Source organism: Bradyrhizobium sp. PMVTL-01, assembly GCF_051861855.1.
In the GTDB taxonomy this organism is placed as follows: domain Bacteria; phylum Pseudomonadota; class Alphaproteobacteria; order Rhizobiales; family Xanthobacteraceae; genus Bradyrhizobium.
In genome coordinates this window covers 8,319,459-8,335,244 of sequence record NZ_CP193982.1, presented here as the reverse complement: position 1 = coordinate 8,335,244, position 15,786 = coordinate 8,319,459, and the positions used below count along the sequence as shown (strand labels likewise).

The 15,786-nt window shown below is 65.5% G+C and carries 13 protein-coding genes; 8 read left to right on the top strand and 5 right to left on the bottom strand.

The window, feature by feature from the left end; genetic code table 11:
- Positions 1–96: 96 nt before the first annotated feature.
- Positions 97–858: a helix-turn-helix transcriptional regulator gene (locus ACRQ5Q_RS40135; protein ID WP_439371889.1), complete on the top strand. Its 762-nt coding sequence runs from the start codon at positions 97–99 to the stop codon at positions 856–858.
- A 70-nt stretch (positions 859–928) separates the two neighbouring features.
- Here the strand turns inward: ACRQ5Q_RS40135 and ACRQ5Q_RS40130 are convergent, their stop codons facing one another.
- A complete protein-coding gene (locus ACRQ5Q_RS40130) occupies positions 929–2,152 on the bottom strand; it encodes an ABC transporter substrate-binding protein (protein WP_439371888.1) in 1,224 nt (407 codons plus the stop codon).
- Between the two features lie 75 nt (positions 2,153–2,227).
- Positions 2,228–3,778, bottom strand: a complete 1,551-nt coding sequence (locus tag ACRQ5Q_RS40125) for an acyl-CoA synthetase (protein ID WP_439395302.1) — start codon at positions 3,776–3,778, stop codon at positions 2,228–2,230.
- Positions 3,779–4,045: 267 nt separating this feature from the next.
- Between ACRQ5Q_RS40125 and ACRQ5Q_RS40120 the strand changes: the two genes are divergently transcribed.
- The 7 genes from ACRQ5Q_RS40120 (at position 4,046) to ACRQ5Q_RS40090 (ending at position 12,699) form a co-directional block, all read left to right on the top strand.
- Positions 4,046–5,182 carry an acyl-CoA dehydrogenase family protein gene (locus ACRQ5Q_RS40120; protein WP_439395301.1) on the top strand — a complete coding sequence of 379 codons (1,137 nt, stop codon included), beginning with the start codon at positions 4,046–4,048 and terminating at the stop codon, positions 5,180–5,182.
- Positions 5,183–5,194: 12 nt separating this feature from the next.
- A complete protein-coding gene (locus ACRQ5Q_RS40115; RefSeq protein ID WP_439371882.1) occupies positions 5,195–6,358 on the top strand; it encodes an acyl-CoA dehydrogenase family protein in 1,164 nt (387 codons plus the stop codon).
- Complete coding sequence (locus tag ACRQ5Q_RS40110) at positions 6,358–7,011, top strand: glutathione S-transferase family protein (RefSeq protein ID WP_439395299.1); 654 nt, start codon at positions 6,358–6,360, stop codon at positions 7,009–7,011. Before ACRQ5Q_RS40115 ends, ACRQ5Q_RS40110 begins: the two co-directional genes overlap by 1 nt.
- A gap of 181 nt (positions 7,012–7,192) precedes the next feature.
- Entirely contained in the window at positions 7,193–7,993 is an 801-nt protein-coding gene (locus ACRQ5Q_RS40105) for a helix-turn-helix domain-containing protein (protein WP_439395297.1), read from the top strand.
- 136 nt (positions 7,994–8,129) lie between these two features.
- The gene (locus ACRQ5Q_RS40100) at positions 8,130–8,996 is read left to right on the top strand and encodes a 3-keto-5-aminohexanoate cleavage protein (protein WP_439371877.1); all 867 of its coding nucleotides are present in this window, start codon (positions 8,130–8,132) and stop codon (positions 8,994–8,996) included.
- A 113-nt stretch (positions 8,997–9,109) separates the two neighbouring features.
- A complete protein-coding gene (locus tag ACRQ5Q_RS40095) occupies positions 9,110–10,726 on the top strand; it encodes an acyl-CoA carboxylase subunit beta (RefSeq protein WP_439371876.1) in 1,617 nt (538 codons plus the stop codon).
- Complete coding sequence (locus ACRQ5Q_RS40090) at positions 10,723–12,699, top strand: acetyl-CoA carboxylase biotin carboxylase subunit (protein ID WP_439395296.1); 1,977 nt, start codon at positions 10,723–10,725, stop codon at positions 12,697–12,699. Before ACRQ5Q_RS40095 ends, ACRQ5Q_RS40090 begins: the two co-directional genes overlap by 4 nt.
- Before the next feature lie 15 nt (positions 12,700–12,714).
- On the opposite strand, the gene ACRQ5Q_RS40085 is transcribed toward ACRQ5Q_RS40090, so the two are convergent.
- From ACRQ5Q_RS40085 to ACRQ5Q_RS40075, 3 genes are read right to left on the bottom strand one after another with little or no spacing between them, the layout of a single operon-like run.
- Positions 12,715–13,710 (bottom strand): ABC transporter ATP-binding protein, encoded by a 996-nt coding sequence (locus ACRQ5Q_RS40085; protein ID WP_439395294.1) that lies wholly within the window; start codon positions 13,708–13,710, stop codon positions 12,715–12,717.
- Positions 13,707–14,714: an ABC transporter ATP-binding protein gene (locus ACRQ5Q_RS40080; RefSeq protein ID WP_439395293.1), complete on the bottom strand. Its 1,008-nt coding sequence runs from the start codon at positions 14,712–14,714 to the stop codon at positions 13,707–13,709. Before ACRQ5Q_RS40080 ends, ACRQ5Q_RS40085 begins: the two co-directional genes overlap by 4 nt.
- Positions 14,714–15,607: an ABC transporter permease gene (locus ACRQ5Q_RS40075; RefSeq protein WP_439371869.1), complete on the bottom strand. Its 894-nt coding sequence runs from the start codon at positions 15,605–15,607 to the stop codon at positions 14,714–14,716. Before ACRQ5Q_RS40075 ends, ACRQ5Q_RS40080 begins: the two co-directional genes overlap by 1 nt.
- Positions 15,608–15,786 lie beyond the last annotated feature (179 nt).

Below are 15,786 nucleotides of genomic sequence, written 5' to 3'. Positions count from 1 at the left end.
CGCCGGCCGGACGGGCCCGCCGCCGGGGCGGCCATGTGCGGTTTTGTGCTGGTTTGTCCGCCCTGATAGGATGGCACTCCCAGGGCAGGGTTGACGATGCAGACACAGGCCGACAAGCAGCTTTCGGACGAGCAGAGCCGCGAGATCGCGGAGACCATTCGCGAGGAGCTGGCCAGACGCCGGATCTCCCGGCAGGCGCTGGCGGAGCAGGCCAAGCTTAGTCTGTCGACGCTGGAGAAGGTTTTAGGCGGCCGCCGGCCGTTCACCCTGGCGACCACGGTCCGGCTGGAGCAGGCGCTGGGCGTGTCCTTGCGCAAGAGCGCCGCCGTGGTGACGCCACCGGCCGCGAACGACGTCGCTCCCGACAGCCTCGGCTCCTATGCGCATCGCGCGGTGACCTGGCTCGAGGACGTCTACATCACGTTGCGGCCGTCATTCGGCGACAAGGACGCGATCTTCGCCTACCGCACCGAGATCGCCTGGGAGCCGAAAGTCTCATCGCTGGTCTTCCGCGAAGGCGACCGGACCGATACCGCCTATGAACATACCGGCGAGGTCGCCGTTCCCCATCAGTCCGGCTTCATCTACCTCGTCATCATCAAGCACGGCCAGCATCGCGTGATCACGGTGTCGCGGCCGACGGTCGCCGGCGAGATGTACGGCATCATCTCGACGCTCCGCGCCGGCCCCGGCTCGCAGCTGACGCCGATCGCCGCGCCCATCGCCTATGTGCCGCTCAAAAACATTCCGAAGCCGTCCCTGGGACGGGTCGCGCCGGACGACGCCAACTACGAGCTGTACCGAAAGCACCTGCGCCGCACGGTGGAGGAGCCGTTCGCGCTGTTCCTGCCGGCATAGGTTCACTTGCGGATAAAGAGATCGCGGCCTCGCGGCCGCCATCTCCCGTGCACGGGCCGTTCGCTCCGAGCTAACCGTTCGGCTCGGCGCTGATGATGTCGCCGAACAGCTCCCACTGGCCCTTCTTGAACCGCCACATCTTGAGCTGCTCGATCGGCGCGAAGTCCGTGGCGGAGGTGTTGATCTTGATGCCCGGGATCAGCGTGTCCGGAACGAAATCCTTCAGGCTGGCGGCCTGCTTCATCACGTTCTCACGGGTGAGATTGTCGCCGGACTGCTTCAGCACCTGCACCATGGTCTGGGCCGCGGCATAGGCGTAAACCAGATTGGCGTCGGAGATGTTGGCGCCGGGCATGTACTTGTCGATGAAGGTCATGAACTTCTTCATGCCCTCGTCGTCCTTCCACTGGGGATCCGACGCATCCTTGAGATAGCCGGCCGACAGCACGCCTTCGGAGGCCTCGAGGCCGGCAGGCTTCATCACCGCGCCGATCGAGACCGAGACGTCCGTCATCAGGTGCATCGGCTTCCACTCCAGTTCGGCGATCTTCTTGATCGCCTGTGCCGCGAACTTCGGCGTCGCGATGTTGACGAAGACATCGGCGCCGGTGCCCTTCAGCTTGACGATGTGGGCGTCGATCGACGGCTCGGAGGTCTCGTAGCTCTCCTCGGCCACGATCAGCTTCGAGGCCTTGTCGCCGAACACATCCTTGATGCCGGCGAGGTAGTCCTTGCCGAAATCGTCGTTGGCATAGAAGATCGCGACCTTCGCGTCCGGCTTCTCCTTCAGGATGTATTTTGCGAAGATCTGTGCCTCGACCCGGTAGCTGGGCTGGAAGCCCATGGTCCATGGAAAATTCTTCGGGTCGTTCCACTTGCTGGCGCCGGTGGCGAGGAACAGCTGCGGCACCTTCTTGGTGTTGTGATATTTCTGCACGGCGGTCTGCGTCGGCGTGCCCAGCGCGTTGAACACCAGGAACACCTCGTCGCTCTCGATCAGCTTGCGGACCTGCTCCACGGTCTTCGGCGGCGAATAGCCGTCGTCGTAGGAGATCCAGTTGATCTTGCGGCCGTTGATACCGCCCTGGTCGTTGATCATCTTGAAATAGGCTTCCTCGGTCTTGCCGATGATGCCGTAGGCGGAGGCAGGGCCCGAATAGGCCTCGACATTGCCGATCTTGATCTCGGTGTCGCTGACGCCGGTGTCGTATTTCTTCTGCGCCTGGGCGGCCTGGGCCGACAGCAATGTCACCGCCGCCGCCGCGGCGAGCAGGGAGAGTTTCTTGTTCTTCATGGAAATTCCTTGGGTTTTCCTTGTTGGCTGGGCAGGCACTTCAAAAAAGAAAAGCGCCGGCAAAGGGCGCTTCGATCAGGCGTTTGCGACTTTCCTGTCGACCTCCGAGGCGACGGATAATTCCTTGCGCAAGGTCGGCTTGTGGATCTTGCCGGTGGCGTTGCGCGGCAACGCATCGACGAAGCGGATCTGGCGCGGGCATTTGAAGCGCGCCAGATTGGCCGCGCAATGCGCGAACACATCCGCATCGGTCAGCCGCTGGCCCGGTTTGACCGCGATGATGGCAAGGCCGACCTCGCCCCATTGCGGATCGGGAATGCCGATCACGGCGGCTTCCGCGATGGCGGTGAGCTGGTGCAGGACGTTCTCGACCTCGGCCGGATAGACGTTTTCGCCGCCGGAGATGTACATGTCCTTCCAGCGATCGACGATGTAGTAGAAGCCCTCCTCGTCCACGCGCGTCGCGTCGCCCGTATGCAGCCAGCCGTCCGTGAACGAGATCTTGTTTGCCTCGGGCCTGTTCCAGTAGCCGGGCGTGATGTTCGGCCCCTTCACCCAGAGCTCACCGAGCTCGCCGATATCGGCATCGCTGCCATCGGGCCGCACGATCCGCACCTCGGTGTGCAGCACCGGCTTGCCGGCGGAGCCGGCTTTGCGTGCGGCATCTTCGCGGTCGAGCACCAGCACGGCGGGCGAGGTCTCGGTCATGCCGTAGCCCTGCTGCAGCGCGACGCCGCGCGCCTCCCAGACCTTCAGCAGTGGCACCGGCATCGGCGCGCCGCCGACACCGCCAACGATCAGTCGGCTCAGGTGGGTCGTGGCGAATGCCGGATGCTGCGCCATGAATTGGTAGATCGCGGGCACGCCGAAGAACACGTTGATGCCCTGCGCGGGATCGTTGATCAGGCCGAGCGCCGTGCCGGGATCGAAGGCGCGCATGATCATCACGGTGCCGCCCGCGTGCAGCACTGGATTCGTGTAGCAATTGAGCCCGCCGGTGTGGAACAGCGGGAGCACGGTGAGCAGCACCGAAGAGGGCCCGATGCAGGCGGGGCCACCGAGATTGACGCAATTCCAGAAGGTCATGCCATGGGTGATGGTCGCGCCCTTCGGATGTCCCGTCGTGCCCGATGTGTACATGATGGTCGAGATATCATCGAGCGTGACCTCCTCGATGGCCTCGAGCGGCTTTGCGGCGGCGATGCCGGCCTCATAGCTGCCGCCCGGGCCAAGCAGCAGGCAGGTGGCAACGTTGCAGAGCTTTGCGACGCTGAGCGCCGTGTCGGCCAGATCAGCGTCGTGGATCATCACCTTCGGCGCGCAATCGGCGGTGATGAACTGGAGCTCGGGGACGGTGAGGCGGGTGTTGAGCGGCACGAAGATCGCGCCAAGCCGTCCGCAGGCGAACTGCACCTCCAGCGTATCGGTCGTGTTCAGTGCCAGGACCGCGACGCGGTCGCCGCGCGAGACCTTCAACCCGTGACGCAGGAAGGAGGCGAGCCGCGAGACCCGGGCGTCGAGCTGCGAATAGCTGAAGCGGCGTTCGCTCGCGAGATCGATGAGCGCGACCTTGCCGGGCGCGCGGCGGCCATGATGGGCGATCCAGTCGTAGTAACGAACGGCCAAAAATCCCTCCCCCCGGCGGTCTTGTGCCGCCATAGCCTTCTTGCCGGGCACATGCCCGGCGTGGCCGCGAGGGCCAGCCGGAGTTTGTGCACCACGTCTTTTTTTGATTTGGAGTTGGCCTGCGAGGAGCGAAAATCGTCTTGCGTTGAGTTGCTAGGTTGCAGGCCGCGGTGAAGCGGTTCCTCCGGTCAGCCACTCTGCGCAAGTGAACGGCAAATGTTCCAGCCATGGTGGACGCGACGAATCCGCCAACAGGGCGAGACCACGATGAAGAGCCCGTTCTATACCGCCGAGCACGACGCCTTTCGCGACGTCATGCGCCGCTTCGTCGAGAAGGAGATCGCCCCGTTCGCCCATGGATGGGACGAGGCCGGCGAATTCCCGCGGGCGCTCTATCGCAAGGCCGCCGAAATCGGCCTTCTGGGACTTGGATTCCCCGAGGAATATGGCGGCATCGCCGCCGACCAGTTCATGAAGATCGTCGCCAGCCAGGAACTGGCGCGGGCCGGCGCCGGCGGCGTCAGCGCCAGCCTGATGAGCCACACCATCGGCTCGCCGCCGATCGCGCGCGCGGCGCGGGCCGAGGTGAAGGCACGGGTGCTGCCGCAGGTGCTGGCGGGCGAGAAGATCTCCGCGCTCGCGATCACGGAGCCGGGCGGCGGCTCGGACGTTGCAAACCTCCGCACCAGGGCGCGGCGCGACGGCGATCACTACGTCGTGAGCGGTGAGAAGACCTTCATCACCTCGGGCGTGCGCGCCGACTACCTGACTGTTGCCGTGCGCACCGGCGGCGAGGGCGCCGGCGGGGTCAGCCTGCTCCTGATCGAGGGCGATACGCCCGGCCTCTCCAGGATAAAGCTGAAGAAAATGGGCTGGTGGGCCTCCGACACCGCGACGCTGCATTTCGACGAATGCCGTGTGCCGGCCGAAAACCTGATCGGCGAGGAGGGCCAGGGCTTCAAGATCATCATGCAGAATTTCAACAGCGAGCGCATGAGCATGGCGGCGAGCTGCACCGCCTTTGCGCGCGTCTGCCTCGACGAGGCGATCGCCTATGCCAAGGAACGCAAGACGTTCGGCAAGCCGCTCGCCCAACACCAGGTCATCCGGCACAAGATCGTCGACATGGCGCAGAAGGTCGCTGCAAGTCAGGCGATGCTGGAGATGCTGGCCTGGCGGCTGCAGCAGGGCGAGAGCCCCGTTGCCGAGATCTGCATGATGAAGAACCAGGCGACCCAGACCATGGCGTTCTGCGCTTCGGAAGCCGTGCAGATTTTCGGCGGCGCCGGCTTCATGCGCGGCATCAAGGCCGAGCGCATGTACCGCGAGGTCAAGGTCAACGCCATCGGCGGCGGCACCGAGGAGATCATGAAGGATCTGGCGGCACGGCAGATGGGGTTGTGACGAGAGGACAAAATGCTATTCACCGCCGACCACGACGACATCCGCCGCAGCTTGCAGAAATTCATCGCCAACGAGATCAATCCTCATATCGATGAATGGGAGAAGGCCGACATTTTCCCGGCGCATGAGCTGTTCAAGAAGATGGGCAGTCTCGGCTTCCTCGGCCTGAACAAGCCGGTCGAGTTCGGCGGCTCCGGCCTCGACTACTCCTACGCGCTGATGATGGCGGAGGAGCTCGGCGCCATCACCTGCGGCGGCGTGCCGATGGCGATCGGGGTGCAGACCGACATGGCGACCCCGGCGCTGGCGCGGTTCGGGTCCGACGAGGTGCGGCGCGAGTTTCTCAGCCCCTCGATATCAGGCGATTACGTTGCCTGCATCGGCGTCTCCGAGCCGGGCGCCGGCTCCGATGTCGCCTCGATCAAGACCAATGCGCGCTCCGACGGCGACGATTACGTCATCAATGGCGGCAAGATGTGGATCACCAACGGCACTCAGGCCGACTGGATCTGCCTGCTCGCCAACACCGGCGATGGACCCGTTCACCGCAACAAGTCGCTGATCTGCGTGCCCATGAAGAGCAAGGGCGTCACCGTAGCCCGCAAGCTCGACAAGATGGGGATGCGCTCATCGGACACCGCGCAGATCTTCTTCGACAATGTCCGCGTGCCCAAGCGCAACCGGATCGGCGAGGAGGGCAAGGGCTTTACCTACCAGATGATCCAGTTCCAGGAAGAGCGGCTCTGGGGCGCGGCGGCCTGCCTGAAGGCGCACGAATACATCATCAACCAGACCATCGAGTACACGCGCAACCGCAAGGCTTTCGGCAAGTCGATCCTCGACAACCAGGTCGTCCATTTCAAGCTCGCGGAGATGCAGACCGAGGTCGAGCTGTTGCGCGCGCTGATCTATCGCGCCGGCGAGCAGCTGGTCGCCGGCGAGGACGTGACGCGGCTTGCGACCATGGCCAAGCTCAAGGCCGGCCGGCTCGGCCGCGAGCTCACCGACGCCTGCTTGCAATATTGGGGCGGAATGGGCTTTACCAACGAGACGCCGGTCAGCCGTGCCTATCGCGACAGCCGCCTGACCTCGATCGGTGGCGGCGCCGACGAGGTCATGCTGATGGTCCTGTGCAAGATGATGGGTACGCTGCCGGGGAGCAAGGGAAACGCCTGATGATTACGCTCTATCACTGCGAAGCTGCGCGCTCCTTCCGTCCGCTCTGGATGATGGAAGAGATGGGGCTGCCGTACGAATTGAAGATGCTGCCATTCCCGCCGCGCGTTTTCGCAAAGGAATATCTCGCGATCAATCCGCTCGGGACCATTCCTTTCATGATCGACGGCGAGACCAGGATGACGGAGTCCTCCGGCATCTGCCACTACCTCGGCATCAAATATGGGCCGACGCCGTTGATGATCGGCCCCGAGGATCCCGCCTATGGCGCGTTCCTGAACTGGATGTATTTCAGCGACGCCACGTTGACCTTCCCGCAGACGCTGGTGCTCCGCTACAGCCAGCACGAGCCGGAGCAGCGCAACAACAAGGTCGTGGGCGACTATGCGAAATGGTTCCTGGGGCGGCTGCGCGCGGTTGAGGCAGCGACTGCAAATGCCGATACATTGTGCGCGGGCCGCTTCACCGCCGCCGATATTGCGATCGGTTTCGCCCTCCGGCTCGCCGAAACCACCGGTCTAGCCAAGGATTTCGGGCCAAGTGTCGCAGCCTATTGGGCTCGCCTGCAGCAGCGCGACGGGTTCAGGCGCGCCGTTGCTGCGGAGCAAAAGGCCGGGATCGAGCAGAATGTTGCGGCACGGGTGAGGGCTTGATTGTCGTCCCGGCCTGCGCCGGGACGACGGTGACGAAGAGTTCCGGGTTCGCCCAACGGCCCTCCCGGAATGGTAATCTTTTGCGCGCCGTGACAGCGCTATCCCGTCGTGACAGCGCCCAAATTTCCGCTAAGGTGACCTCCGTCCGCAGCGGCCCGAGAGCCGCGCGAGGAGGAGCCCAATGCAAGATAACGGTCGCGAATCCGACCATCTGATGCTGATCACGCCGGAGCGGGTGTTTTATGCGGGCCTGCTCGGTCGCCCCCGCAAGCGGACCCCGGGCTGCTGCCATGTCTATGTGGCGGTGAAGGGCAATCTGCACCTCACGATCGACGACGTTCTCGCCACCGGCGAGCTGTTCGTCACCCTGCCGAACCAGCGCCATTCCATCGCCGGCGACTACCGCACTGCGATCAGCGTGACGCTCGAGCCGGAGAGCCTGCCGGATGGCGTGATCGAGGCCCTGGCCGAGCGGCTGACCGGACCCGATCGGGCCGTCTACGCGCGCAAGATCCTCGCAGCCTACGCGCTGCTGCGCCAGCGCCGCTACGGCGACATCACCACCGCTGAATTCGACGAGATGTGTTTTGGCGAAGCGCTGCCGCGCCGCGTGCTCGACCCGCGCGTGATGCGCGCGGTCGCCCGCATCGAGCGCTTCTCCGGCGAGCCCGTCACGGCGGACACCTGCGCCACTGAGGCAGGTCTCTCCACCTCGCGCTTCCTGCATCTGTTCAAGGAGGAGACAGGCATCTCGTTCCGCTCGTTCCGCGCCTGGAAGCGCGCGCGGCACCTGCTGCACTTCGCCAACCAGGATCTCAACCTCGCGCATCTCGCGCAGGACATCGGCTATCCAGATTCCACGCATTTCAGCCACTCGATCCGCCGCTTCTACGGATTGAAGCCGCGCGCGATCTTCGTCGGCTCGCGGGATCTTGCGATCTACCGCAGCACCGAGACCGTGCGGATGGCGGAGGCCTCGTAGCTTGTTAGGGTGGGTTACGCCCTCGGCCAACACACCCTACATCACCTCCTTTTCCAGCTTCTCCGCGCAAGAAGCCGAATGTCGCGCGTCACATGATCGCAAACGTTGAGTTCTCAACGTGCGAGACATTCTTGGCATGAGCGACAAGGCCGTCATCACCTGCGCGCTGAACGGCGTGCTTACCGACCCGAAGCAGCACAACGTGCCCGTGACGCCCGAGCAGATGGCGCACGAGGCCAGGGCTGCGTTCGATGCCGGCGCGTCCATCATGCACATCCACCTGCGCCAGCAGGCGCCGAACAAGGGGCACCTGCCGTCCTGGGAGGTCGCGGTCAGCAAGGAAATCCAGCAGGCGATCCGCGAGGCCTGTCCCGGCGTCATCATCAACCACACCTCGGGTGTGTCGGGGCCGAACTACTCCGGCGCGCTCGACTGTATCCGTGAGACGAAGCCCGAGATCGCCGCCTGCAACGCCGGCTCGCTGAATTACCTGAAGGTGAAGGCCGACAATACCTGGGCCTGGCCGCCGATGATGTTCGACAACGCGGTCGAGAAGGTGAAGGACTATCTCGACGTCATGAACGCGGTCGGCACCATTCCGGAGTTCGAATGCTTCGACGTCGGCATCGTCCGCTGCGTCGGCATGTATCACCAGGTCGGCATGTACAGGGGACCGCTCGAATACAATTTCGTCATGGGCGTCGCCTCAGGAATGCCCGCCGATCCTGAATTGCTGCCGATCCTGATCAAGCTCAAACGTCCCGAGGCGCATTGGCAGGTCACCGCCATCGGCCGCGAGGAGATCTGGCCGCTGCACCAGCGCTGCGCCGAGCTCGGCGGCCACTTACGCACCGGCCTCGAGGACACCTTCTATCTCGCCGATGGCACCAAGGTGACCTCGAACGGCCAGCTCATTGAAGCGGTCGCCGCCTGTGCAAGGCGCGCCGGCCGCGAGATCGCATCGCCGGCCGAAGCGCGGAAGATCTTTGGCACGAACAGGTAAGGTATCGCCTCACCCGTCATTGCGAGCGAAGCGAAGCAATCCAGAGTGCGTCCGCGGAAACAGTCTGGATTGTTTCGTCGCTTCGCTCCTCGCAGTGACGAGAGGATAAAGTCATGGCCATTCTCGAAAACGCCATCTCCCCCGGCAGCGCCGCCTACCACGCCAACCGCGACGGTATGCTCGGCCTGATCGACCGCATGCGCGCGCTGGAAGAGCGCACGCGTGCGGCGTCCGCGGCAGCGAAAGATCGCTTCCACAAGCGCGGCCAGCTGCTGCCGCGCGAGCGCGTCGCGCTGGTGCTCGATCCCGGCGCGGCCTTCGTCGAGCTGTCGACGCTCGCCGGCTACATGTTCGACGTGCCCGATCCGAACAAGAGTGTGCCGGGCGGCGGCGTCATCGCCGGCATCGGCTTCGTCTCGGGCATCCGCTGCATGGTCAGCGCCAGCGATTCCGGCATCGACGCCGGCGCGCTGCAGCCTTACGGCCTCGACAAGACGCTGCGGGTGCAGGAGCTCGCACTGGAGAACAAGCTGCCTTATGTCCAGCTCGTCGAAAGTGCCGGCGCCAATCTGCTGCGCTACCGCGTCGAGGATTTCATTCGCGGCGGCAACATCTTTCGCAATCTGGCGCGGCTGTCGGCGGCGGGCTTGCCGGTCGTCACCGTCACGCACGGCTCCTCGACTGCGGGTGGCGCCTACCAGACCGGTTTGTCCGACTACATCGTCATGGTCCGCGGCCGCACCCGCGCCTTCCTCGCCGGGCCCCCGCTGCTGAAGGCCGCGACGGGCGAGATCGCGACCGAGGAGGAGCTCGGCGGCGCCGAGATGCATACGCAAGTCTCCGGACTCGGCGATTACCTCGCCGAGGACGATCGCGACGCGCTTCGCATCGCGCGCGAGATCATGGCGGCGATGGAATGGGAGCGGCCGGGCAAAGCGTCGACCCAGTTCAAGCCGCCGCGCTACGACCAGGACGAGCTGCTCGGCATCATGCCGATGGATCACAAGCGCCCCGTCGACATGAAGCAGGTGATTGCCCGCATCGTCGACGATTCCGATTTCACCGAGATGGCGCCTAATTACGGCCCGGCCACCGTCTGCGGCCATGCCCGCATCGAGAGCCAGGCGATCGGGATCATCACCAACAACGGCCCGCTCGATCCCGCCGGCGCCAACAAGGCGACGCATTTCATCCAGGCCTGCTGCCAGACCCGCACGCCGATTCTCTATCTCAACAACACCACCGGCTACATGGTCGGCAAGGCCTATGAGGAAGCCGGCATGATCAAGCACGGCTCGAAGATGATCCAGGCCGTGACCTCGGCGACGGTGCCGCAGATCACCATCTACTGCGGCGCCTCGTTCGGTGCCGGCAATTACGGCATGTGCGGCCGCGGTTTCCATCCGCGGTTCTGCTTCTCCTGGCCCAACGCCAAGACCGCCGTGATGGGCGGCGAGCAGGCCGCCGAGACCATGGCAATCGTGACGGAGGCGGCCGCCGCCCGCCGCGGCAAGCCGATCGAGAAGGACAGGCTGGATGCGATGAAGGCCGAGATCATCGGCGTGTTCGACGGCCAGATGGATGTGTTCTCGACCAGCGCCCGCGCGCTCGACGACGGCGTGATCGATCCGCGCGACACCCGCGCGGTGCTGTCCGAGGTGCTCGCGATCTGCCGCGAGGGCGATGCGCGCTCGCCTCAGCGCATGCAGTTTTCGGTGGCCCGCCCATGAGGAACGGATCAGTGCATCACCGCCCGTTCTTCAAGGTGCTGGTCGCCAATCGCGGCGAGATCGCATTGCGCGTGATGCGCAGCGCGCGGCAGCTAGGCCTTGGTGTCGTCGCGGTGTATTCGGACGCCGATCGCGATGCGCCTCACGTCAAGCACGCCGATCAGGCCGTGCGCATCGGCGCGGCGTTGCCGGGCGAATCCTATCTCAACGTCCGCGCGATCATTGCCGCGGCCAAGGCGAGCGGCGCGGATGCCGTTCATCCCGGCTATGGCTTCCTCGCGGAGAACGAAGACTTCGCTCAGGCCTGCAAGGATGCCGGCCTCGTTTTCATCGGCCCGTCGCCGCAGGCGATCGAGGCGATGGGCAACAAGGCTGGCGCCAAGGAGATCATGAAGACGGCCGGCGTGCCCATCGTGCCCGGCTATCAGGGCGCAGACCAGGGTGATGGGGTCATGCTCGCGGAAGCCGAAAAGATTGGCTTCCCGGTGATGATCAAGGCGGTGGCCGGTGGCGGCGGCCGTGGCATGCGGCTCGTCAGCGACGCGGCGTCGTTCCCCGACGCGCTGCGCAGCGCGCGCTCGGAAGCCAAGGCCGCGTTCGGCGATCCCACCGTCATCCTCGAACGCGCCATTCAAAATCCCCGCCACATCGAGATCCAGGTCTTTGGCGACAGCCACGGCAATGCCATCCATCTCGGCGAGCGCGACTGCTCGGTGCAGCGGCGCCACCAGAAGCTGATCGAGGAGGCGCCGTCGCCCGCGGTGACGCCGGAATTGCGCGCCAAGATGGGCGAGGTTGCGGTAACGGCGGTGAAGGCGCTGCGCTACGAGGGCGCCGGCACGCTGGAGTTCCTGCTCGACGAAAGCGGCGAATTCTATTTCATGGAGATGAACACCCGTCTCCAGGTCGAGCATCCCGTGACCGAGGCGATCACCGGGCTCGATCTCGTCGAGCTGCAGCTGCGCGTCGCGCGTGGCGAGCCGTTACCCTTGAGGCAGCACGACATCCGCTTCACAGGCCATGCCATCGAGGTGCGGCTCTGCTCGGAAGATGCGGCACAGGACTTCATGCCGCAGTCCGGCCGCATGGGGTACTGGCAGGTGCCTGATGGCATTCGCGTCGAGCATGCGCTTCGGTCGGGCTCGGAGATTCCGCCATTCTACGATTCCATGATCGCCAAGGTGATCAGCCATGGCGCGACTCGCGAGGAGGCGAGGGGGCGGCTCATCGTTGGCCTCGAGCAGCTCACGGCCTTCGGCGTGACCACCAACCAGGCGTTCCTGATGTCCTGCCTGCGCCATCCCGGCTTTGCCAGGGGTGAGGCGACGACGGGGTTCATCGGCGCGCATCGCGACGATCTGCTGGCGGCGCGCGCCGACGCCGCATTCGATAGGGCGCTGGCAGGCCTGCTGCTCTACGTGACCAATCCACGCGCACCATCATGGCAAAGCGGGCGGAGTCTCGCCGTCACCTTTCCGCTGCCGGCGAAGATCGAAATTGACGGCCACGCGCATGAGCTCGAAGTCACGCGCGAGCGCGATGGCAGCTACACCGTCGCCGCCGACGGCCGCCCGGACAGGTTCGAGATTGACCAGCTCGATCCCGACGCCATCCGCTTCCGCCACGACGGCGTGATGGACAGCGCAAAATTTCTGCGCAATGGCGACCGGCTCTACCTCCAGCACCGCGGCATTCCGCTAGCGGTCACCGATCTCACCCTCGCCGCGCCGAAAGCGGCGGCAACCAATGGCGGCGACGGCAAGGTCCGCGCCGCCATGAACGGCCGCGTCGTGGCCGTCCTCGTCAAGCCGGGTGACCGCGTCACCGCCGGCCAGCCGGTGCTGACGCTGGAGGCGATGAAGATGGAGCACGTCCACAAGGCGGGGATCGAGGGCGTGATCGCCGCGATCGACGTCGCCGAAGGCGAGCAGGTGACGACCGGCAGGATCGTCGCGGAGATCGGGGCCGGGTAGCGCGGCACGCGCCACCTACGCAGACGCGTTGCTCCGCCCCGTCCCGTCATTGAGCAAGCACGCCACCTGGTGCCCGTCGCCTGCATCCGCGAGCGCCGGGCGCTCCGTCTTGCACCGCTCCATCGCAAACCGGCAGCGCGTGTGGAACGCGCAGCCCGAAGGGGGATTGACGGGGCTCGGCACGTCGCCGTCGACCAGCGGCGCCAGCTTCTTTGCGAGCGGATTGGCGATCGGCACCGAGGCCAGCAGGGCCTGCGTATAGGGATGCCTGGGATTGCGGAACAGCTCGTCTTTGTCGGCGATCTCGACGATGCGGCCGAGATACATCACGGCAACGCGATGGCTGATATGCGCCACCACGGCAAGGTCGTGCGCGATGAAGAGATAAGAGAAGCCGTGCTGGCGCTGCAGGTCGATCAGGAGGTTGATCACCTGCGCCTGGATCGAGACGTCGAGGGCGGATACCGGCTCGTCGCAGACTATCAGACGCGGCTCCAGCGCGAGCGCGCGTGCGATGCAGATGCGCTGCCGCTGGCCGCCCGAAAACTGATGCGGGAAATTGCCCATCTGGTCGGGCCGCAGGCCCACCTGCTCGAACAGCCTTGCGACCCGAGTCTCCAGCTCCTTGCCGCTCGCAAGCCCGTGCACCGCCAGCGGCTCGCCGACGATGTCGCCCGCGGTCATGCGCGGGTTGAGCGAGGCAAACGGATCCTGGAACACGATCTGCATCGAGCGGCGGTGCGGGCGCAGCGCCGTCTTTGAGAGATGCGTGATGTCCTCGCCGCCGAGACGAATTTGTCCGGAGGTCGGCTCGACCAGCCGCAGCACACTGCGTGCCACCGTTGACTTGCCGCAGCCGGATTCGCCGACGAGGCCGAGCGTCTCGCCGGTCCCAAGCGAGAACGAGACGCCGTCAACCGCATGCACGGTGCCGACCTGCCGGCGCAGCACGCCGGCGCGCACGGGGTAGTGCTTTTTGAGGTCGGTGACTTCGAGCAGCGCCCCGGTCATGCCACCTCCGCGACTTCTTCCGCGCGCCAGCACGCCGCGAGATGGCCGCCGCCCCAATCCGCGAGCGGTGGATATTCGTCCTCGCAGCGCTTGATCGCGAGCTTGCAGCGCGGCGCGAAGGCGCAGCCCTTCGGCAGCCGCACCAGAGAGGGCACGGTGCCCGGAATTTCGTTCAACCGCGCCTGGGCCGGGAGGCCGGATGCAGGGACGGCCGGGATCGAAGCCATCAGGCCGCGCGTGTAGGGATGCTTTGGTGCTGCGAACAACGCTTCGACGCTGGCTTCCTCGACCTTCCGGCCGGCATACATCACGATCACGCGCTGCGCGGTCTGCGCGACCACGCCGAGATCGTGCGTGATCAGCACGAGCCCGGTGCCGAGCTCCTTCTGCAGATCGAGGATCAGCGCTAGGATCTGCGCCTGGATGGTGACGTCGAGCGCCGTGGTCGGCTCGTCCGCGAGCAACAGCGCCGGCCGGCACGCCAGCGCCATCGCGATCATCGCGCGCTGGCGCATGCCGCCGGACAGCTGGTGCGGATATTCGCGCGCCCGCCGCGCCGGTTCGGGGATGCGCACCAGCCGCAGCATCTCCACGGCGATATTCTGCGCCTCCTTCGAGGAGATGTTCCGGTGCAGCCGCACGGCCTCGACGATCTGGTCGCCGATCCGCATCACCGGGTTGAGCGAGGTCATCGGCTCCTGGAAGATCATGGAGATGCGATTGCCCCTGACGGCGCGCATCTGCGCTTCATCCAGCGCCAGCAGGTCGGTGCCTTCGAGCGTCACGGAGCCCCCGACGATGCGGCCGGGCGGATCGGGCACGAGGCGCATCAGCGAGAGCGCGGTCACGCTCTTGCCGCAGCCGGATTCGCCGACGATCGCCAGCGTCTCGCCGCGCCTCACGGTGAAGGAGACGTCGTCGACGGCCTTGAACAGGCCGGAGGTGGTGAAGAACACCGTCTTCAGGTTCTTCACCTCGAGCACGATGTCGGATTTTTGTGCCATCAGCCGCGCTGCCGGGGATCGAGGATGTCGCGCAGGGCGTCACCGAACAAATTGGCGCCGAACACGGCGAGGCTGATTGCGATGCCGGGGAAGATCACCAGCCACGGCGCGGTGCGGACATATTCGGCGGCGGATTCGGAGAGCATGCGGCCCCACGACGGATAAGGCTCGGGAATGCCGAGGCCGAGGAAGGAGAGCGAGGCTTCGGTGAGGATGGTCGAACCGAGCTGGGCGGTGGCGAGCACGATCAGCGGCGCCAGCGTGTTCGGCAGCACGTGACGGAGCGCGATGCGCATCTCGCTCATGCCGATCGACTTGGCGGCCTCGACGAAAGGCTGCTCGCGCAGAGCCAGCGTGTTGGCGCGGGTGACGCGCGACACGGTCGGGATCAGCGGAATGGCGATGGCGATGATGACGTTCGGTAGCGACGGGCCGAGCGCCGCCGTCATGATCAGGGCGAGGACCAGCAGCGGCAGCGCCTGCAGCACGTCGGAGACGCGCTGGAACACCAGATCGACCCAGCCGGAGAGATAGCCGGAGGTTAGGCCGACGATGACGCCGATCGTGCCGCCGAGCGCGGTCGAGCCGATGCCGACGGCCAGCGAAATGCGCGCACCGTGAATGATGCGGCTGAAGACGTCGCGGCCGAAGGAATCAGTCCCCATCCAGTGCGCGAAACTCGGCCGCGCCAGCGCGTGGGCGGAATCGACCGTGAGGGGATCATAACGCGCGATGAAATCGGCAAAGATCGCGGTGAGCACGAAGACCGTCATGATAAGGAGCCCCGCCGCGCCCAGCACATGCCGCTGCGCCATGAACAGCACGCGCCGCCAGCCCCCGGTCGCATGCGCCCCGGCCCGCCTCAGTTCAACGTCGAAGTCGATCGCGGCCATGTGAGCTCTATCTTCCCCCTCTCCCCGCCTGCAGGGAGAAGGTTGGGGTGAGGGGGCCTTTCCGGAGGGGAGGTGAGAGCCGGATTCGTGGAGACTCCCCCTCACCCGAATTTGCGCTCTGCGCAAATTCGACCTTTCCCCGCAAGCGGGGAGAGGTGAAGGAGAGCGCAAGCGCTGTG